Genomic DNA, 19,622 nt, shown 5'->3' with positions numbered 1-19,622 from the left:
CCCCAAGTCCATGGGCCCGTTTGCAGGAGGAATCGACTCATGCTCCGACCGACACCCAAACCGCTGGCTATGGCGATCTTCGCCAGCATGCTCCAGCTTCCGGCCCAGGCAGCGCTGTATGCCGTCGACCCAGGGCCCTACACCGCCGGCAATGGCAAATTCGCCGCCTGGTACCAGGATTCCCATGGCCGAACCCTCGACCTGTGCCTGAGCAAAACCGTCAGCTCACGGGTCGCCGGCGCACCAGGCGCCCCTGCCTACATGTGCAACTTGCTACCTACCCCTGGGGTATTCGACGACGCCCAACCCATCGTTTTCCCCACCAACTTCCCGGATGAAGCCTTTTGGTTCACCGCCGACGCCGCCGTCGTCGACGCCGCCCGCGGCATCAACTTGAGCTACGGCACGGCAATAGAAGCGGCCTTCGCCGCCGAAGAGCCGGCCGATGGCGACCAGGTGAGCTTCGCCCGGGTGCGCATCCGCGTCGACGTGCCGGCCGCCGGCACCTACGTCATCACCCACCCCTATGGGGTCGAAGTATTCGACGTACCCGCCGCCGGGCGCCGGGCAATCAACATGACCCGCGACATCGGCATCGCCGGTGCCGGTGACTTCGCCGGCGCCCTCAAGGGCGACGTCGGGCCGTTCCTGCGTAGCGTCAACGGCCCCTACACCGAGGGCAGCGAGCGCTTCATCGGCGACCCGAACCTGAACGAGCGGGTCACCGGCAGCCCGTTCAACACCAACTACGTGCGCATCGAAGGGCCCAACGGCATCGACCTGCGTACCGAGCTGTTCGCCATCTCCGGCAAGCTCTCCGAGGTCGCCCGGCCGACACCGCTGATCCCTCAGCGCAGTACCTACTCGCGGCACAACGAGAACGGCGACCTGCGCGCCCAGCAAGATATGTTCGTGCTGGCTCCACCGCCACCCGCCACCGTCACCCTCACCAGCCAGACGCCGAACCTTTCGTTGAGCGAAGCCAACGGCACCGGCACCTGGTACGCCCAGTCGGCGCTCAACCCGGCCCCTGGCAGCGCCCTGCTGATCAGCGCCGACAACAGCGTGGCGATCCCAACCAGCACAGCCACCAACGCCAGCCTGCCTCTGACCGACCTGGTCACCATCACGCGCGCCGAATACAGCCTGTCCAACAGCACCCTGACGCTGGTGGCCAGCAGCAGCGACGAGACCTCGCCCCCGAGCATGGTCGCCCGCACCGGCAATGGCGCGCTGATCGGCAACCTGCTCGGCGACGGCGCGGTGAAAACGTTGAGCACCACCTTGTCGCCCGTTCCGCCGGCCAAGGTGCAGGTCAGCAGTGCCGCTGGCGGTAGCGACAGCGAAGACGTGGTGCTGGTGCCATGAACAGACAAAGGCTCAGCCTTCAAGGAGGCAGCATGAACACTTGGCCACGCCGTGCGCTGTTCGCCGCCGGTTTTTCCCTCACCGTTTCCAGTGCGGCCTGGGCCGCGCTGTCCGAGGTCGACCCTGGCCCCTACACCTTCGCCAGCGGCGGTTACCCGGTGTGGTACAAGGACGCCAGCGGCCAGTCGCTGGAGCTGTGCCGCTCGCGTGCCACCAGCTCGCGGGTTGCCGGCGCACCGGGCGCACCGTCCTACATGTGCACCCTGTTGCCGGAACCGGGCATCTACGATGATGCCTTGCCGCTGGTATTCCCCGACAACTGGCCGCCAGAGATGTTCTGGTTCCTGGCCGAGGCCACTATCCCGGCGGTCGGCAACAGCGGCTATGAGCTAGACGCCTACGTCGCCGGCCTGGAGGCCGCGTTCGCCGCAGAGAATCCGGTGGATGGCGATCAGCAGAGCTTCGCCCGTATTCGCATCCGGGTGTCGGTGCCCACCGCCGGTACCTACACCATCACCCACCCCTATGGTGTCGAGACGGTCAACGTCACCACTCCAGGCCGTCGGGCCATCAACATCACCCGCGATATCGGCATCGGAGCCCCGGGCAACTTCACCGGAGCCCTCAACGGCGCCCTCGGGCCCTTCCTGCACCGCGCAGGCGCACCGTACACCGAGGTCAACCCTGACACCGGTGCCACCGAAACCTTCATTGGCGACCCGAACATAACCGAACCTGTGATCGGCAGCCCGTTCGGCACCAACTTCATTCGCATCCAGGGCCCGGCCGGCACCATTCAAACCAGTCTGTTCACACTGTCCGGCAAGGTTCTGGACGCGCGTGCGCAAACCCCAGTGTCGCTGGAGCGGGCCACCTACTCGCGCAACGGCAGCGGCACCCGCGTGGAAGTGTTCGCCAAGGCGCCGAACACCGCCAGCCTGTGCATGCGCAACGGCCTGGCGCTGGTCGGTTCACCGCCTGCGCCGTGCCAGTTCAACCTGACCAGCGACAACAATGGGCTGTTCTTCAGCCAGCAACTGAGCCAGGCCGTGCCACCCTCGGTGGTGGTGGTGACCGCCAGCAATGGCACCGCCACCCAGCCGACCTCGCTGTCGAGCAAGCTGACCGATGTGGTCAAGGTCACCACCGCACGCTACGAATGGACGAACAAGCGGCTGACCATCGAGGCGCGCTCCAGCGATGAGGTGGTAGTGCCCGACATGCTCGCCCAGGGCTATGGCCGCCTGTCGAAGTCCGGCAACCTGCAGACGTTGACGGTCAACGACCTGAGCCAACCGCCTGCCACCGTGACGGTGAAGTCGTCCCACGGCGGCAGCGATGTGGAACCGGTAGTCGTGGTCGGCTCCGCGCCCGTCGAGGGGGCCAACCAGCCTCCGCTGGCCCAGGCCGATATCGGCAGCACCAGTGTCGGTGTGCCGCTGACCCTGAACCTGCTGACCAACGACAGCGATCCAGACGGCAACGTGCCGCTGAGCATCACCGACCTGACCCAGCCGGGCACGGGCCTCGGTGGCGTGGTACTCAACGGCAGCACCGCGGTGACCTATACCCCGCCGGCCGGTGCCACGCAGCCGCTGGTGGCCACCTTCACCTACCGCGCCATGGACGCCAAGGGCCTGAAGTCGGCACCGGCCAACGTGACCATCAACGTCGCGCCCAACCAAGCACCGACCGCCAACCCTGAAACCATCACCACCCTCGGGGTGCCGCAGACCATCAACGTGCTGGCCAACGACACCGACCCAGAAGGCAACCTGCCGCTGGCGGTGGCCAACTTCACCCAACCGCCGGCTGGCCGCGGCACCGTGAGCAGTGATGGCACCACCATCACCTACACGCCACCGACCAGCGTCACCACGGCGTTCACCACCACCTTCACCTACCAGGCCCGTGACGCGCTGGGAGCGGTATCCGGCAGCGCAACGGTGACGGTCAACGTACAGCCACGCCCAGCCGCAGAGACCTTCGCGGTCACCGCAGCCACGGTGCTGGCCCGCTCGAACAACCGTTACAACTGGGACATCAGCGGCACGTCCTCGGTGACCACCGGCAATACCGTCACCGTGCGTGTCACCACCACCACCGGCGTACAGACCCTCGGTACCACCACGGTGCCGGTCACCGGCCGCTGGCGCCTGACGGTCAGCAACAGCACCACGCTGATCCCCACGGCCAGCCCGCAGGCGACCATCACCACCAGCCAAGGCACCAGCCGCACCGTCAACGTGACCGTGCAGTAAAGGCCAGGAGAACGCCATGAACCGCCTGTACCCACTGCTGCTGTGCCTGGCCCTGGCTGGCCAGGCACAGGCCGACGACCTGATGGACAACGCCGACCTCGCCGCCGGCAACGACCTGGGCGAACCGGTGATCATCCGCCTGCTGCCGGCCGGTGCCGGCCAGACGGCGGTGATCGAGCAGCAGGGCTCGGGCAACCGCGCCGCCCTCGACCAGAACGGCCAGGCCCTGCTGGGCCGCATCGTCCAGGCCGGGGGCGCGCAGGAGGCGTACATCCTGCAAGAAGGTAGTGACCTGATGGCCAGCATCAGCCAACAGGGAAATGGCAACAGCGCGTCGATCCGCCAGAGCGGCACCAGCAACAGCGCCAGCATCGACCAGATCGGCAACGACAACAGCGCCAGCATCGTGCAAGCCGGCTCGGGCCTCAGCAGTTCCGTGACCCAGGCCGGCAATGGCCAGCATGTTCAGATCACCCAATACCGATAGACCTGGAGGCACCACCATGTTCAAGCTCGCTCCCTTAAGTGCCGCTATCGTCCTGGCCGTGGCCGGCCAGGTCATGGCCGATGACAGCACTTCGAACCAGACCCAAAGCGGTAACCAGAACATCGCCGAGGTGAAGCAGACGGTCGCGCCTTTCGCTGCGGCCACTCAGGACCAGGCCGGCAAGGGCCACAATCACATGGCCGTGCAGGAAAACAGCACCAGCTACATCGATCAGAGCGCCACCGGTTCCTACAACGCCGGTTACGGCGAGCAGCTGTTCGAGCACAACAGCCACATCAACCAGCAATCTGCGGGCACTCTCAACGACGCCTTTGCCAGCCAGTCGCTGGGCGAGAACAACCAGTCGCTGCAAATTCAGCAAGGCGGCGAGAACCGCTCGACCGTGTGGCAGGACAGCCAGCTCGGCAGCCAGGCCAGCACCCAGCAGAACGGCCAGCGCAACGAAGCTTTCGTCGAGCAACTGTTCGGCGGCAGCAACAACAAGAGCCAGATCACCCAGGGCGGCCAGGACAACTATGCTGCCGCCGAGCACATGACCCACAACGACGGCCACATCGAGATCTACCAGCAGGGCAAGGAAAACTGGGCCTACGGTGATCAGCGCGACGGCACCGGTGGCATGCTCATCATCGACCAGCAAGGCACCGGCAACTCCGCGGAAGTCTGGCAGGACACCCAGCAAGGCAGCCATGCCAGCGTCAGCCAGGGTGGTCAGCTCAACGAAGCTTACATCGACCAGAGCTTCGGCCAGAGCAACGTCGCCAACCTGTACCAGCAAGGCAAGTCCAACGCCAGCTGGTCGGACCAGTTCGAGACCAACAACTCGACCACCACCATTTCCCAGAACGGCACCGGCAACCTGCATTACACCTACCAGACCGGCGACAACCAGAGCCTGACCGTGACCACCCAGGGCACCGGCAACAAGGTGATGGCCAGCAACTGGAAGGGTGAGAAGCTCGGTGGCCAGTTCGGCAACAACCAGACTGCCGTGATCAACCAGAAAGGCACCGGCAACGGTACCAACCTGACCCAGAACGGCGCCTTCCAGAAAGCCACACTGAACCAGAAAGGCACCAACAACTCGATGGAGACCAAGCAGGCCGACAACAACAACGAGCTGTATTTCGAACAGAACGGCAGCGACAACATCCTCGTCGCCGACCAGCGCGGCATCGACAACTATGCCTTTGGCTCTTCGACCGGCAGCGGCAACACCATCACCCTGGATCAGTCCGGCTACGCCAACCAGAGCTTCACCACCCAGCTCTACGGCAGTGGCAACAGCGCGACCATCAAGCAGGCCGACACCGCCAACGTCGCCTACGTGACCCAGGGCGGCAGCGGCAACCAGGCCATCGTCGACCAGGCCGGCGCCAACCAGAGCGCCACCATCAGCCAGATGGGCAACGGCAACATGGCCACTGCTACCCAGCGTTGACAGCTCCCCCTTGGACCGCGGCGTCTCCTCTCCCTGGCGTCGCGGTTCTTTTTTCTGCCGGAATTTCGATCGTCTGCCCTGGCCTCTTCGCCGGCAAGCCGGCTCCCACTGGGCCAGCACACCTTTCCAAACCCGCGCCGTACCGGTGGGAGCCGGTTTGCCGGCGATAGGCCAGACAGGCCAACAGCGCTAGAATGGCCATACCCCACACCAGCGCCGCCTTCATGATCCAGTCCGACCTCGACCTGTTCGGCCCCCAGCCACAACACCTGGCCAGCCACACCGTGCTGCTCGCCGGCTTTGCCCTGGCCGAGATCGAGCCGCTGCTGGATGCCCTGCGCCCGGTGCTGCGCGCCGCGCCCTTGCGCCACATGCAGACCCCGGGCGGCCTGAACATGGCAGTGGCCCTGACCAATTGCGGCGCGCTGGGCTGGGTCAGTGACGCCAAAGGTTATCGCTACAGCCCTACCGACCCCGTCAGCGGCCACCCCTGGCCCGCCCTGCCCCAGGTGCTGCTCGACCTCGCTGCCCGCGCAGCCGCAGCCGCCGGTTTCGGCGGTTTCGTACCCGATGCCTGCCTGGTCAACCACTACCTGCCCGGCACCCGCCTGAGCCTGCACCAGGACCGCGACGAGGCCGATTTCAGTCAGCCGATCGTGTCGGTGTCACTGGGCCTGCCTGCGGTGTTTCTACTCGGAGGGCTGCAGCGTTCGGACCGTACCCAACGGGTGCCGTTGAGCCATGGCGATGTGCTGGTGTGGGGGGGTGAGGATCGGTTGCGCTTTCATGGGGTGCTGCCAGTCAAGCCGGGTGTGCATCCGCGGATGGGCGAGCGGCGGATCAACCTGACCTTGCGCAAGGCTGGGTGACCCCAGGACTGTTGCCGCCCACCTGACATTTTTGCCAGTAGACGCTGTGTGCAGCCCCCCGTCTAATAACACCGTCGCCACCGCACCCAGGTGGCTCGTCAAGGGAATGAGACGATGCGCGTACTTACACCTTTTCTGCTTTTGCTCTCCATCGCCACGGTAACGCCAGTGATGGCATTGGACGCCAATGAACAAGCCTGGGTCGACGCCCCGCCAGTCACCTTTCGGGTTTACTCGGTCACCTGGCAACCGACCTATTGCCTCATGCAGAAAGAGAAGGAAGGTGGCCGCCTCTGTGCAGAAGTTCCTGCGCGTTTCAAGACACACGGTATCTGGCCTTACAGTAATAGCGAAGGCACGTTTACCAATCGACATCCGCAAAACTGCACGCCCTCGAAAGCCTGTACCGTCAAAGAAGCCTGCAGTGAAAGTACGTTGGCAACAGAGTTGACACGCATCAAGGTCAAAGACACTGAACAATGGCTACCTGAAAACCCTGATGGCATGCTCAAGCACGAATGGAAGAAGCACGGTAGCTGTTCCGGCAAGTCGATGCAGGCCTACTTCGATGACCTCATCAACCTCAGAAAACCGGTGGTGACGGTTGATGAGAAGACCCCCGCATTCAAGGACCTGATCGACCACTCGAAGCCTTTCAAGGAGATCCGCGAGATTTTCCCGGCCAATACTGCGTTTCGTTGTTATACGGACAGCAAGGGCAAGCAGAACCTGCATGAAGTCTTCTATCTGATTGACGACAACGGTCAGCCTTACTACCAGGAAAAGAATCTGCACATTGGTATCCAATGCAATGAAGAGCAAGAGACGTTGATTCGCAGCACACTTTGAAAGGTCGTGGTGATGGGGCTCTCGGGGGAGACAATACGGGCCCTATCGCCGGCAAGCCGGCTCCCACAGGAAAACCACCTGATTCGTGGTTACCCTGTGGGAGCCGGCTTGCCGGCGATAGGGCCCTCAATGGCACCTCACTGCTGCTGGTACTGACTCAGGTACTTGTCCACCCCCGCCTTGCCATCTCCCGCATCCCCCGCCACCTGCCACAAGCGCCGCTCGATCCCCTGGGCCAGCAAGTGCCCTACCGCCGCCTCGATCGCCGACAGCACGCACAGCTGCGCCGGTTCGTTGGTGGTGTAGCCCACCTCGGCTTCGAGCAGCTTCTTGAACTCGATGAACTTGAACACCCCCGCGCTACGCCCCACCGAGTAGATGGTCTTGCTGGTCATCACGTTGGCCAGCACCTGCCCGGTGCGCACGTCCACCGCACGCAGGTTCACGGTCACCTGGTCGACCCGGTATTCGCGGGAGATGTCGATACCCAGGTAGCGGGCGCCCTCCCCGCCGCTGCGCACGTTGGTGTCGTAGGCGATGATGCCGCCTTCGAGCATCAGGTTGGCAGCCTGCAGCGGTGGCAGCTCGCCCATGATGTTCTCCGCCACATCCGGCTTCTTCTGCGAGGCGCGGATGATCTTGCGCTCGGTCAGCAGGTTCTGCAGGCCTTCGCGCTCCAGCACCACGAACCAGCCACTGGCGCTCAGGGCGTCCATCAACATGCTGGCTGCGCCTTGGGTCACGCTGGTGGAGAACGAACTGGCCGGGGTCGGCTTGTATTGCCCGGTCTGGTCGCGGAAGCCATACACCACGGCCATCAGCCGGCCTTTGGGCCGCGGCATGTTGATCAGGTCGTAGTAGGTCGATGCCCGCGGAGTCAGGGTCGGTGTTTCCGAGTCCTGCTCGGCCGGCATCGGCTGACGCAGGCCGCAACCTTGCAGGGTGACCAGAATCAGTAAGGTGCTCAGCAGTCGTTTCATGGTGCGCTCTCCCCAAATGAAAATCCTGTCCCTCTCAGGGGTTCAGGCCGCTGACCTCGATGACCGAAATCTCGCCAGTGGCGCGGTCAGTCACTTTGATGCTCAAGGCACCGGAGTCGTCGATCACATCGATCAGGAACGAATCGGTGGCCATGCTTCCGGTCTTGCCATTGCTGATGTTGTCCAGCAACTGCGACAACATCCGCGATTCGAGCTGGTTGCTGAAGCGCTCCAGGGCCGTGGTGCCGCCCAGCGACGAGGCGCGGTCCTTGAGGTCCGGGTCGTCGTAGTCGTTCTGCGCCTGGGCGTTGTTCAGCAGCCAGGTACCGTTCAGCGGGTTGCCACCGAACGCCGGGTTGACCGGGGTGTACACCAGTTCGGTGGCCTGGGCGGTGCAGGCGCTGGCCAACAGGCCGGCAGCGATGCAATGCGCGATGCGCGTGTTCATAGCTCGTCCCTCTCCAGATCAGTGGTGTCCTGGAGCAGGCGCTGCAGCTTGCGCTGGATAACCTCTTGCCTGACCAGGTCGGCGGCCGCGATGGCCTCTTCTTTTAATTGGGTGACATTCGGTGGCAGGAAACGCCGGTACAGTACGTCGCGATCGAACTCCACCGTGACCAGGCTGCCCCAGCGGGCATCCGGGCGTTCGCGTACCACCAGGTTGAAGTCCAGGCGGCTGGTGGCGCGCAGGCGGTCGGCGAAGTAGAAGTAGAAGTCGTGGCCGATGTGCGAGATGGTGTTGTCGACGATGAAGCCCTTCATCTCGTCCTCGGCATCGGCCTGCGCCATACCAGGCGCCCCGGCGGCCAGCAGCAGGCTCAGGCTCAGACAGAACACGCTGAGTCCTTTCATGGTTGGTCTCCAGGGCCGGTATGGGTTTGCGCGCCGGCGGCGCTTTCGTTGAAGGCTTGCTCGGCCACGAACTGCCAGTCGCTGTAGTGTTCCAGCCCTTCGAACCCGGACCACTGGGTGTCGAAGCCGCTGCGTTTGAACGGGGTGGCGTCCGAGCGGCTGTGCACGCCGGTGATACGCCCGTCGATCGAGCGCAGCAGGCCCCAGTCATCGCTGCCGGTGATCGGGTCTGGGTAGAGTCTGCGCAGGTGCCGCTGGGCCTGGGGGAAGCGGTTGTCTTCGAGCAGGTCAGCCAGGTCCTGCGGGTACTGGGCCAGGCCCGGCGAGGCGCGGTAGTAGCTGCGCAAGGCCTGGGCATACTGGCCGCCAACCCACAGCAACTGGCGCTCCTGCTCGCGCTGGGCAACGCTCGACCACAGCGTGCCGCTGGCCGCCAGGGCCACCGAGCTGACCGCGATCAGCAGCAGCACGCCCAGGTAGGTGAAGCCGGCGCAGGCCTTACCATTCAGCGAAGAGGCTGCCATCACGCGCCCTCCCTGTGGCACCGCTCTTGATATCCGCCACACCGCCTGCCACGCCTTCGGGCGGAGGCAGCAGTTTCCAGGCATCGCTGCGTTCGGTGATCGGGTCGACCGGGGTGTTGCGCAGATAGCGTTCTTCCACCAGTTGCTCCAGCGAGTCCGGGTAGTGGCCGGTGTCGCCGTAGTAGTGGTCGAGTGCTTCGCGCAGCACCGCCAGGCTCTGGCGCAGGGTGGCTTCGCGGGAGCTCTCCAGGCTGTTGAAGTAGCGCGGCATGGCGATGGTCATCAGCGTGGCGATGATCGCCATCACCACCAGCAGTTCGATGAGGGTGAAGCCTCGGCTGCGTTTCATGGCCGTCACCATTGCCCGTAAGGAATGTTGTTGAGGCCTTTGCCACGGGCCTTGGAATACACGTCGAACACGTCCTCGCCTTCGCGCGGGTTGTCGGGGCTGCTGTCGTAGGCGCGCAGGCCCCAGCCGCCTTCATCGTCACCCTTGGCCGATAGCAGCGGGTCATGGGGGATGCGCCGCAGGAAGTAGAACTTGGCACCCTTGGCACTGCGCACATCGCGTACACCGTCTACCAGTACCTTCAGGTTCGGCGGGTAGCCGCTGGCGTCCAGGCGCTTCTCGATGTAACCGGCATCGAAGGCGCGCTTGTACGCATCGATGGCATCGCGAATCTGGTACAGCGCCTCGCGCAGTTGCTGCTCCTTGCCGCGGCGCACCACGGTTTCGGTCAGCGGCGCGGCCATGCTGGCCAGCAGCCCGAGCAGTGCCAGGGTCAGCACCACTTCGATCAGGCTGAAGCCCTGGGCGCGGCGTTTCATGGCCGTGGGCTCCGGGTTGCCGGCACCACGGCCATCTGGCTGTCGATCACCGGTGCGCTGGATTCATCGTTTGGCGTTTCGGTTGGCAGGGCTCCGGCGGGCAGCGGCTGGGCCAACTGGCGCACCTGCATGGCCGACTCGGTGCCGGTGGCGAATTCCATGTCGGACGGGCTCTGGTACGGCAGGTTGCGCACGATGCGCGGGGTGATCGCCAGAACCAGCTCGGATTTGCTCATGTCGTCGCGGTTGCTGCCGAACAGCCGCCCCAGGCCGGGGATGTCGCCAAGGCCCGGGATCTTGTTGCCGCTGGAGGTCTTGTCGTTACGCACCAGGCCCGCCAGCACCTGGGTTTCACCGTCGTGCAGGCGCAGGCTGGTCTGGGCGTTGCGGGTGTCGACCTGAACCGGGATGGTGCCCTGGCGGGTGGCTTCCAGCGGGGTGGCGTTGCTGACTTCCAGCGCGATCTTGATCGCCACCTCGTTGTTCAGGTGCACGGTGGGCTGTACTTCGAGCTTCAGACCGACGTCCAGGTAGGTGACGCTTTCGGTAATCACCGGGCCCTGGGTCGAGGGCACCGAGGTGGCGCTGATGATTGGCACCCGCTGGCCGATGTGGATGCGCGCCTGCTCGCGGTTGCTGACGCGAATCACCGGGCTGGCCAGGGTGTTGATGTCCTTGTCGGCCGCGTTGATCTTGGCTTGTGGCGCCGGCGAGATGCTGATGCGGCTGGAATCGATGCCGCGCAGTTGGTCAAGCACACTGACCGGCTTGCCCTCATCGCTCAGCACGCCGAAGGTGTTGGGCCATTGCAGACCAAGGTCGAGGATGCGCGAACGGGCCACCTCCATCACCTCCACCTCCAGCACCACCTCGGGGTTGGACTGGTCCTGGGACTGCAGCAGCTTCTCGGCCATGCGCACGGCGTCGGGAGTGTCGCGCATGGTCATGGTGTTGAGGCGTTCATCAACGAACACGTCGCGGGTCTTGAGCATGGTCTTGACCATGTTCAGCGCGGTGTTGGCGTCGATGCTGGTCAGGTAGAAGGTGCGCATGACCAGTTCCTGGTAGTCCTTGGTCTTCTGCGGCGAGTCGGGGTAGATCAGCAGGGTGTTGTCGTTGACGATCTTCTGGTGCAACTGGTTCTGCTCAAGCAGCAGCGCCACGGCATCCTCGATGCGCACGTCGCGCACGAAGATGGTGGCCTTCATGTCCGGACGCAGGTCTTTGTCGAAGATGAAGTTGATGCCGGCGACCTGGGACAGCACTTCGAAGATGGTCTTCAGCGCGGCATCGCGAAACTCCAGGGTGACCGGGCGCTCCAGCTTGCTGCGCAGTTGCGGGAACGGCTGCGCGGTACGTGCCTGGACGTTCTCGATGTCGCTGCGCAGCATGATGCCTTTCTGGTTCTGCGGGTCCAGGCGCAGCACTTCGCGCATGTAGCGCTCGGCACCGAACAGGTCGCCCTGGCGCAGGGCTGCCTGGCCCAGGGCCACGCGGTCATCGAGGGTGCGCATCAGCTCCAGCTGGCGAATGCCTTCCATGGCGCGGCGGTTGTTGGGTTCGAAAGTGAGCACGCGGCCGTAGCCGATGCGCGCACCGGCGAAGTCGTGCCGGGCACGGTCGCTGTCGGCCTGGCTGATCAGCGCCTCGACCGCTTCCTGGCGGCTGTGGGCCAGGGCGATGTTCAGTTCGGTGTCGCGTGGGTCATCGCGCAGGGCTTCTTCCAGGCGGGCGATGCCGGCCTCGTATTGGCCCTCCTTCATCAGCACCTGGCTGTCCTTGCGCACCCCGCTCGAACCGCAGCCGGCAATGGCCACGCAGAGCGCCAGGAGCATGAACGGAGCAGGCTTGAGCAACTTCGATGGCTTCATGGTGCGCTCCCGACAGACAGAGTCTGCGACTGGTGCAAGGGCAGGTAGACCAGGTCCAGTTCGTTGGCCGAAACCCGGTCGAGGCGGTAAGTGGCGTCGATCACGTCGCCTTGGCGCACGACGTAGAGTTTTTCGCCGCTCTGTAGAAAGATCTGCAGGTCGTCGCGGTCGCCGAGGCGGCCGACGAACTGGAATGGCAGGGCTGGGGCGGTGGGGGCCGCGACCGCGACCGGGCTTGTGATCACAGGTTGTTCGGTGACGGTGGCCAAGGTCTGTACGGGGGTCCATTGCTGGCGGGGGAACAGGTCGCGGGAGGCCTGCTCCGGCCTCATCGCCGGCACGCCGGCTCCCACAGGTTCGGCAGCGCCCACGCCCCTGGTGGAAGTCGGCTTGCCGGCGATCGAGGCCACCTCGCCCTCCTCCCCGAACCAATGCCCAGGCGCCCAGGCCAACACGGCACTGACCCCCAGAAACCCTACCCACATCACCGCACGCTGAGTGTTCATCACGACCTCGACAGGTAAAGGGTCATGCGCAGGCGGCCGTTGAGCTCGCTGTCGCCGATGCGTTTGCGCTGCAGTTCGAGGTCTTCCAGCACCAAGGTCGGCAACTGGCCGATCAGGCCCTTGAGGAAACCGCGAATCTGCGGATAGCTGCCGCGCACCGGCAGCACGATCTGGTAGCGCGCCAACTGGGTCTTGGGGTCGACGCCGAGGGCGTACTCGCCCCGGGCCAGGCTGATGTGCTCGGCGCTGGCCAGGTGGTAGAGGCGCTCGATCAGCTCGCTCGCCTCGGGCTGGCCCGGCAGCTGCTGGCGCAGGCTGTCCAGCGCCTGCTGCTCGGGCTTCACGGCAATCTTCAGCTCGCCGCGCTTGACCCGCTCGAGCTGCACGCGGGCATCCGCCTCGCTGGCCTGCAGCTCGCGCAGCGTCTGCCATTGCGGCAGCACACCCGCCACCCCCACGCCCACTGCCAGTAGCGCAACAGCTGCGGCCGCCAGGGCCACCGGGCCGATCCGGCGCAGGTGTTCTTCAAGCATCAGCCGGCTGATCGATTCAGGGACGCCCATGGCCGATCTCCCAGGTAGCGGTGAGGTTGAAGCGCACCGGATGCTCGGGCTGGCCAGCCACCACCTCGTGGTTGAGCAGCGACACATCGCTGAGCTCGGCGCTCTGTTCAAGGCGCTGGTGGTACTGCAGCATCGCCTCCAGGTTGCGAGCCTCGGCGGTGATGCGGACCTGGCCCTTGCGCGCATCCGGGGTCAGGGTCAGCAGCGCGACATCTTCCTGCGGCTGCGCTTCGAGCATGGCGAACAGTTGCTGCCAGGGCCGTTGCAGCTGCTGCGAGACGCTGCGCATCTGCGCCAGGCGCTCGGCCTGCTCACGGCTGGCGGCGCTGTTCTGCGGCGCGGCAGTGGCCGGGCGGCGGCCCAGTTGCATTTCCATGCCGTGCACGCGGGCTTCCAGGTCGACCTGCTCGGCCTGCAGGTGCTGTTGCAGCAGCACCAGCACGGCGACCACGGCCCCCCCCAGGGCCAGCAGTGACCAGGCCAGCGGGCTGCTGCGCCGGGGCTGGAATTCCAGATCGAGGCGGCGCATCTCAGGCCACCGCCCGCCACATGGCGCACAGCGGGTCGCTGTCGCTGGCCGGTTGGCACAGCTGCACCGCCGCCAGTTGCGACACGTCGCCCCGCCCCGGGGCGTGCAGATACACGCGTGGCAGGTGCTCGCCGAACAGCTCGCAGGTGCGCTCGATCAGGGCCTGCAATGCCTGGTCGCTGTCTGCGCAGCCTTGCGCCAGCACCTGCTGCCAGGCGCCGCCTGCTGCCAGCAGCAGCACACTGCGGCGCGGTTCGGCCAGCACGAAGAGGAAATCGCCCTGGCCCAGTTGTGCCGAGCAGCGGTTGTAAGCGGCCATCAGGTAGGGTTGCACCGAGCGCAGTTTCAGCCGGCTTTCCTGGCCCAGTGCCTGCAGCCCTTGCAGCAGGGCGTGAGGCAGCGCCGTGGCGATGCGTGCGGCACCGGCAGGTTCAGGCGACAGGACGATGCGCCAGTCATCCAGCGACTGCCCGTAGAGGTGCTCGAAGCAGGCTCTGGCGTAGGCGTCCAGCTCGCTGGAGGTGCCGATGGCTTCGCTCCAGGGCACTAGGCAGAAGCGGCTGAAGCGGGCCGACAGCAGTACCCGCAACTGGGCGCCGCGCACAGCATGTTCGGCCAGCAGTGCGGCCAGCGCCTGAAGGGCGGCTTGCCAGGCAGGTTGCGCGGCATCGCAGGTGAAGGCGCGGCTACCCAGCCACTGGTGTTGGTTGGCGTGCCAGCGACCCAGGCCGACACCCTCGGCGCCGAGCACGGCGCAAAAGCGATCAGGCGATAAATGTGACACGGTTGATCTCCTCAAGGGTGGTACGGCCCTCGCGGACCAGGTCCAGGGCAGAGGCACGCAGCAAGCGCAGGCCGCGCTGGCAGGCCAGCGCCTTGATCTGCGCCAGCGGGCGGCGTTCGACGATCATCTGCCGCAGGTCGTCATCCAGGTGCAGCAGTTCGGCAATGGCGCTGCGCCCGCGGTAACCGCTGCCACGGCACTGGCCGCAGCCCTGGGCGCGCACGAAGTGCCAGCCGGCCACCGCTTCGCGGGCCAGGCCCGAAGCGGCCAAGGTGTCGTCATCGACGTCGCAGGGGCTGCAGCAGTGCGGGCAGGCCAGGCGAATCAGGCGCTGGGCCAGCACCGCGTTGAGGGCGGACACGAAGCTGTAGGGGTCGACCTGCATCTGGCTGAAGCGGCCGATCACATCGAAGACGTTGTTGGCGTGGATGGTGGTGAACACCAGGTGGCCGGTGAGCGCCGACTGCACGGCGATCTGTGCGGTGTCGGGGTCGCGGATCTCGCCCACCAGGATCTTGTCCGGGTCGTGGCGCAGGATCGAGCGCAGGCCGCGGGCGAAGGTCAGGCCTTTCTTCTCGTTGACCGGGATCTGCAGCACCCCCGGCAGCTGATACTCCACCGGGTCTTCGATGGTGATGATCTTGTCCACGCCGTGGTTGATCTCACTGATCATGGCGTACAGCGTGGTGGTCTTGCCGCTGCCGGTGGGGCCGGTGACCAGGATCATGCCGTAGGGCTCTGCGGCCAAGCGGCGCAGGGCGCGCAGGGTTTCATCGGCAAAGCCCAGGGCCTGCAGCTGGACGCCACTGACGCGGTCGGACAGGTCCTGCTTGTCGAGCACCCGCAGCACCGCGTCCTCACCGAAGATGCTCGGCATGATCGACACGCGAAAGTCGATCTGACGCTCGCCGATGGCGACCTTGAAGCGGCCATCCTGGGGCACGCGCTTTTCCCCGATGTCCAGTTCGGCCATGACCTTGATGCGCGAGATCACCTGGTCGGCGAAGGCGCTGCCGCTGGCCTTGCCGGCGCCGTTGAGCACGCCGTCGATGCGGTACTTGATGGTCAGCCCCTGGCCGGTCATGCCCAGGTGAATGTCGCTGGCGTGTTGCTTGAGGGCGTCGTAGAGGGTCGAGTTGACCAGCTTGACCACCTTGCTCTGGTCTTCGCTGATGCTGGTCAACGACAGCCGTTGCAGCGGGTCGCTGTCGCTACTGGCCTCAGCGTCGTGGTCCAGGGCATCGACGGCGTGGAAGCTCTCTTCGTGGCGGGCGAGCAAGGTCGCCAGGTCCGCGGCGTGGGCCAGGTACAGCGGTGCGCCTTGCAGGGTGTCGTCGATCCAGGCCAGGCGGGCGTGGTCGAAGGGGTCGGCGAACACGCCCAGCAGTTCACCGCCCTGCTCGATCAGCACGAACTCGCGCTTCAAGCACTGGGCCAGGCTGACCTTGTCGAAGCGTGGGGTGCTGGCCAGCAGGGCCTGGCTGTCGAGAACCGGGTAATGCAGGGTCAGGCCGAGGCGGCGCAGGAAGGTGTCGGGGGTTTCGGCGGCCAGGCGTTCGAGGCAGTTGAGCAGGCGCTCGCCGCTGGCTTGCAGGCGGGCCTGGGTGAGCAGGTCGCGGGGAAAGGCGCTGACGGGGGCGGCCTGTTCCGGCCCTATCGCCGGCAAGCTGGCTCCCACAGGTTGAACACAGGCCTCTGCATGGCGCTCGACCTGTGGGAGCCGGCTTGCCGGCGATGCGGCCGAAACGGTGTGATCGAATACATCGGACATGGCCTGCGACTCCGCTCAGGGGGCGCGTCGCAGGCTGGCTCAGTCGAGGCTGCGGGCGCCGCTATTCCCCAGTGAGCAGTTGTTCGTCGTCAGGTCCTGGGGGCTTGGCGCCATTTCGGCGGCGATCGGCCAACACCCAGCTGCCATCGTACAACTGCAAGGGGAACAATTCGTTCCTGTTCTGGCGTCGTTCGACATACCCTGCGGCTGAATCGTCAGTGGCCCTATGCTGGCGCTCTATGCCCACCAGGTCGAGGATTGCGCGGGCCAGTTCCGCCAACGGGAACGGTTTGAACAGGACGTGAGTCACTCCCAGTTCGGCGGCCCGCTCACGGACCTCGGCAGTCGGGTGGGCGGTGATCAGCACGAAATGGCACTGCCTGTTCTGGCGCACGGTCTCCAGGACCTGAAACCCCTCCATGTCGGGCAAGCGGTAATCCAGCACAATCACTTGCGGTGCCAGGCTCTCGGCCAGGCCAATACCACTGGCACCATCGTGGGCAACATGAACATCCAGCCCTTGCGCCTGCAGGTACGCTTGCAGGTTCTGCGCGAGGGTCTGTTCGTCATCGACTACCAATACTCTGTTCACCAAGGTCGACTCCCCATTACTGCCCGGTTTCCCGGTCTGCGAAGTGCGCCCTTGTACAGGCTTGAGCAGGCTTCGTGCCAGGCGTGAATACTCATGTTGCACCACTGTAAGTCATTGATCTTGCTGGCGTGCGCCAGTGTCCCCGAAACAGCCGAGTGCGGGGTTCCCCACATCCGGGGAACCTGATGGCACTTTGCCAAGTCATTATTCCCCAGCATTGGGGAAACGACTTCGGGGCATTCAGTCGGCCATTTCCACTGTAGCGGATTCGCGCAAACGTTGGCGCACGGCTTGGCGTTGCTGGGCCTGCAGTTGCGCCACGAGCGCACCCCTGGCCAATGCCAGGCCCCGTTCTGGTATGACTTGCGCATTATCACTTTGGTTCTGCGCTCCCTGCAGTCTTTGCCGATTGGCCTGGTAGAACGCCTCTACTTCAGCCTGAGTGGGTTCATCGACCGCGCTGAGTTGGGCGTACACCTGCTGCGCGGCAAGCTCGTGGTGCATGTACTGAGCGTATCCTGCCCGATCGAAGCCCGCATCCGCCAGCCGCTGCTCGAACAGCGCGGGGCTGCCGAAGGCGGCTTCCAGCTCGCCCACCTGGGCCGACACCTGCTCATCGGTGACCACGATGCCGCGGCGCTGGGCCTCCTGCCAGAGCAGTTCCTTGTCGATCAGCTCATCCAGGGCCTGGTCGCGCAGGCGCTTGTACAGCGTCGGGTTGCGGATGCTGCTCAGCGCCCGGCCCTGGGCGTCGAGGTATTCGCTCAAGTAGCGCTCCAGGCGCAGAACGCCGATGTCCACGCCATTGACCCGCGCCACTGGCACATCGGCCCAGCCCGCCTTGGCGACCACCAGCAACAGGCACAGCAACAGGGTTCGCATGCAGACCTCCGCTCTCATGGGGTTTCCGGCACGGGCCGGTACGGGGCAACGGCGGTGAAGCGTGGCCCGGGCAGGCTGACAGCAACGACGTGGGCGCCGGCCATGCCTTGGCGCCGGCCGGGGCCGAAGCCGAGCGCCGGCGTCAGGCCGGTATCGATGTCGTGCAGGCCTTCCAGGGCGGCGATCAGGCGCTCGCGGCTGGCGTCGCGGCCGATCTGCTTCAACGCCTCGCTGAGCAGGCGCAGTGCGCACAAGGTGTTGACCTGCAACGATGCCTGGCGTGGGTCCAGGCCCTGGCGCTGTTGCAGGCCGGCCAGTGTCGCCAGGCCCTGCTCGGTCCAGTCGCCCGGCACGAAGGGGTACGCCAGGAACACCCGTTGCGACCATTGCACCGGCAGCGCCGCCACGGCGCCGGCAACCTGGCCGGATGCCGCGAACAGGTATGGCTCGCGCCCCGCTGCCTGGAGCACGGCGGCCAGTTCGGCGAAGGCTTGGGCGCGGCCCAGGAAGACGATACCTTCAGCGTCCACTGCCTGGCCGGCGAACGCCTCCACCGGCATGGGCGACCAGCCTTGCTGTTGCAGGCGTTCGCGTACCTGTTCGGCCAGTGCTGCCTGGTCCGCGCCGGCATAGACCACCCGCAGGCCATCGGCGGCCAGGCCCAGGCTGCTGCGAGCGTGGCCGGCCAGGCTGAGCAGTTGGCTGGCAATGCCTGGCAAGGGGTCGAAGATCTGCGCGCTGCCGCCACTGCGCGGGGTACTGCCAATCAGCGGCATCCCCTGCCGCTCGAGCAGCGTGCCCAGGTGTTCATCAAGCTGCGGCGCCAATGGGGTGACCAGGGCGAATACCCTTTCTTCATCGAGCAAACGCTGCAGGGCACGTTCGGCAGTGGCCTGGTCGACGCCGGGGTCGAGCACCACGAGCTGCAGGCGCCGGCCGTGGATACCGCCCTGCTGGTTGAGTTGCGCCACGCCGTCTTCGAGCACGGCGCGGATCACCCGGCCGGCCTCGGCCAGCGGGCCGCTGGCGGGAAGCAAGGTGCCCAGGCGCAGCACGCCCTCCTCCACGCCTGGGTCGCGCTCTTCGCCCAGGCGCTTGAGGTAGGCCGTGAGGTTGCGCTGGTCAGCCAGGGTCAGCGCGAAACGCGGCATGGCCGAGTCCAGGCGGTTGCCGGCTGGATCGACCCCGTGCTGGATGGCGCGGGCCAGGCTGGCGTCGGCGTAGGCTGGGTAGCTGCGGCCGTTGGTTTGCCGGCTGCCTTGGCCCAGGGCCAGGCGCTGCCAGTCGAGGCTCGGCGGGCGTACGCCGCCTTCGGCGCGGCCGCGGCCATCGGTGCCGTGGCAACTGGCGCAGGGCAGCACGCTGGCGGGGACGCTCATGTCGCTGGCGCCTACCCGCGCCGTCAGTTGGGCGTCGCTGCTGGAGACACCTTCGCGGTAGAGGCGTTTGCCGGCTTGCTCCTGGGGGGTGAGGTCCAGGGCCAGGGTTTGGCCGATGACGCTGAGGGTGATGAGCAGGGCTGTGATTTTTGCAGTGCGCGAGCTGGCCTTGTCGCGGATGAATCCGCTCCTACAAGATCTGCGCAGGCTTGCAGGAGCGGATTCATCCGCGACAAGGCCAGACCAGACAGCCCGAATGTCCATG

The 19,622-nt window shown here is 65.6% G+C and carries 21 protein-coding genes; 6 read left to right on the top strand and 15 right to left on the bottom strand.

Annotation, left to right across the window (positions count from 1 at the left end):
- Window positions 1-39: 39 nt before the first annotated feature.
- From KU43P_RS12090 to KU43P_RS12065, 6 genes are all read left to right on the top strand, one after another.
- Complete coding sequence (locus KU43P_RS12090; RefSeq protein WP_317663360.1) at window positions 40-1,368, top strand: hypothetical protein; 1,329 nt, start codon at window positions 40-42, stop codon at window positions 1,366-1,368.
- A gap of 32 nt (window positions 1,369-1,400) precedes the next feature.
- The gene (locus tag KU43P_RS12085) at window positions 1,401-3,629 is read left to right on the top strand and encodes an Ig-like domain-containing protein (RefSeq protein WP_317663359.1); all 2,229 of its coding nucleotides are present in this window, start codon (window positions 1,401-1,403) and stop codon (window positions 3,627-3,629) included.
- A 16-nt stretch (window positions 3,630-3,645) separates the two neighbouring features.
- On the top strand, window positions 3,646-4,116 hold the full coding sequence (locus KU43P_RS12080; RefSeq protein ID WP_317663357.1) for a curlin: 471 nt from the start codon (window positions 3,646-3,648) through the stop codon (window positions 4,114-4,116).
- A gap of 16 nt (window positions 4,117-4,132) precedes the next feature.
- Complete coding sequence (locus tag KU43P_RS12075) at window positions 4,133-5,578, top strand: curlin (protein ID WP_317663355.1); 1,446 nt, start codon at window positions 4,133-4,135, stop codon at window positions 5,576-5,578.
- 224 nt (window positions 5,579-5,802) lie between these two features.
- Window positions 5,803-6,447, top strand: coding sequence for a DNA oxidative demethylase AlkB (alkB, locus tag KU43P_RS12070; protein ID WP_317663791.1), 645 nt, complete (start codon window positions 5,803-5,805; stop codon window positions 6,445-6,447).
- A 114-nt stretch (window positions 6,448-6,561) separates the two neighbouring features.
- Window positions 6,562-7,296, top strand: coding sequence for a ribonuclease T2 family protein (locus KU43P_RS12065; RefSeq protein WP_317663353.1), 735 nt, complete (start codon window positions 6,562-6,564; stop codon window positions 7,294-7,296).
- Window positions 7,297-7,433: 137 nt separating this feature from the next.
- Here the strand turns inward: KU43P_RS12065 and KU43P_RS12060 are convergent, their stop codons facing one another.
- The 15 genes from KU43P_RS12060 to KU43P_RS11990 form a co-directional block, all read right to left on the bottom strand.
- Window positions 7,434-8,276, bottom strand: coding sequence for a CsgG/HfaB family protein (locus KU43P_RS12060; protein WP_317663351.1), 843 nt, complete (start codon window positions 8,274-8,276; stop codon window positions 7,434-7,436).
- Window positions 8,277-8,310: 34 nt separating this feature from the next.
- Window positions 8,311-8,724, bottom strand: a complete 414-nt coding sequence (locus KU43P_RS12055) for a curli assembly protein CsgF (RefSeq protein WP_317663350.1) — start codon at window positions 8,722-8,724, stop codon at window positions 8,311-8,313.
- The gene (gene csgE, locus KU43P_RS12050; RefSeq protein ID WP_317663349.1) at window positions 8,721-9,128 is read right to left on the bottom strand and encodes a curli production assembly/transport protein CsgE; all 408 of its coding nucleotides are present in this window, start codon (window positions 9,126-9,128) and stop codon (window positions 8,721-8,723) included. The genes KU43P_RS12055 and csgE overlap by 4 nt, the downstream gene beginning before the upstream one ends.
- Window positions 9,125-9,652: a type II secretion system protein gene (locus KU43P_RS12045; RefSeq protein ID WP_317663347.1), complete on the bottom strand. Its 528-nt coding sequence runs from the start codon at window positions 9,650-9,652 to the stop codon at window positions 9,125-9,127. The genes csgE and KU43P_RS12045 overlap by 4 nt, the downstream gene beginning before the upstream one ends.
- Window positions 9,627-10,001, bottom strand: a complete 375-nt coding sequence (locus tag KU43P_RS12040; protein WP_317663345.1) for a type II secretion system protein — start codon at window positions 9,999-10,001, stop codon at window positions 9,627-9,629. The genes KU43P_RS12045 and KU43P_RS12040 overlap by 26 nt, the downstream gene beginning before the upstream one ends.
- A 5-nt stretch (window positions 10,002-10,006) precedes the next feature.
- A complete protein-coding gene (locus KU43P_RS12035) occupies window positions 10,007-10,480 on the bottom strand; it encodes a type II secretion system protein (RefSeq protein WP_317663344.1) in 474 nt (157 codons plus the stop codon).
- Window positions 10,477-12,351, bottom strand: a complete 1,875-nt coding sequence (locus KU43P_RS12030) for a secretin N-terminal domain-containing protein (protein WP_317663343.1) — start codon at window positions 12,349-12,351, stop codon at window positions 10,477-10,479. The genes KU43P_RS12035 and KU43P_RS12030 overlap by 4 nt, the downstream gene beginning before the upstream one ends.
- Window positions 12,348-12,857 (bottom strand): hypothetical protein, encoded by a 510-nt coding sequence (locus KU43P_RS12025; protein ID WP_317663341.1) that lies wholly within the window; start codon window positions 12,855-12,857, stop codon window positions 12,348-12,350. The genes KU43P_RS12030 and KU43P_RS12025 overlap by 4 nt, the downstream gene beginning before the upstream one ends.
- A complete protein-coding gene (gene pilO, locus KU43P_RS12020; RefSeq protein WP_317663339.1) occupies window positions 12,857-13,420 on the bottom strand; it encodes a type 4a pilus biogenesis protein PilO in 564 nt (187 codons plus the stop codon). Before pilO ends, KU43P_RS12025 begins: the two co-directional genes overlap by 1 nt.
- Window positions 13,407-13,949: a PilN domain-containing protein gene (locus tag KU43P_RS12015; protein ID WP_317663337.1), complete on the bottom strand. Its 543-nt coding sequence runs from the start codon at window positions 13,947-13,949 to the stop codon at window positions 13,407-13,409. The genes pilO and KU43P_RS12015 overlap by 14 nt, the downstream gene beginning before the upstream one ends.
- A gap of 1 nt (window position 13,950) precedes the next feature.
- Complete coding sequence (locus KU43P_RS12010) at window positions 13,951-14,733, bottom strand: hypothetical protein (RefSeq protein ID WP_317663335.1); 783 nt, start codon at window positions 14,731-14,733, stop codon at window positions 13,951-13,953.
- Window positions 14,714-16,504 carry a GspE/PulE family protein gene (locus KU43P_RS12005; RefSeq protein ID WP_317663333.1) on the bottom strand — a complete coding sequence of 597 codons (1,791 nt, stop codon included), beginning with the start codon at window positions 16,502-16,504 and terminating at the stop codon, window positions 14,714-14,716. The genes KU43P_RS12010 and KU43P_RS12005 overlap by 20 nt, the downstream gene beginning before the upstream one ends.
- A 61-nt stretch (window positions 16,505-16,565) precedes the next feature.
- Window positions 16,566-17,099, bottom strand: a complete 534-nt coding sequence (locus KU43P_RS12000; protein WP_317663332.1) for a response regulator — start codon at window positions 17,097-17,099, stop codon at window positions 16,566-16,568.
- 237 nt (window positions 17,100-17,336) lie between these two features.
- Window positions 17,337-17,978 carry a SurA N-terminal domain-containing protein gene (locus KU43P_RS11995; RefSeq protein ID WP_317663330.1) on the bottom strand — a complete coding sequence of 214 codons (642 nt, stop codon included), beginning with the start codon at window positions 17,976-17,978 and terminating at the stop codon, window positions 17,337-17,339.
- A 14-nt stretch (window positions 17,979-17,992) separates the two neighbouring features.
- A complete protein-coding gene (locus KU43P_RS11990) occupies window positions 17,993-19,621 on the bottom strand; it encodes an ABC transporter substrate-binding protein (RefSeq protein WP_317663329.1) in 1,629 nt (542 codons plus the stop codon).
- Window position 19,622: the final 1 nt, after the last annotated feature.

The sequence above is a fragment of the Pseudomonas sp. KU43P genome, assembly GCF_033095865.1.
Taxonomy (GTDB): domain Bacteria; phylum Pseudomonadota; class Gammaproteobacteria; order Pseudomonadales; family Pseudomonadaceae; genus Aquipseudomonas.
Note: the sequence above shows the minus strand (reverse complement) of the source record. Positions and strands in the feature narration are given on the sequence as shown.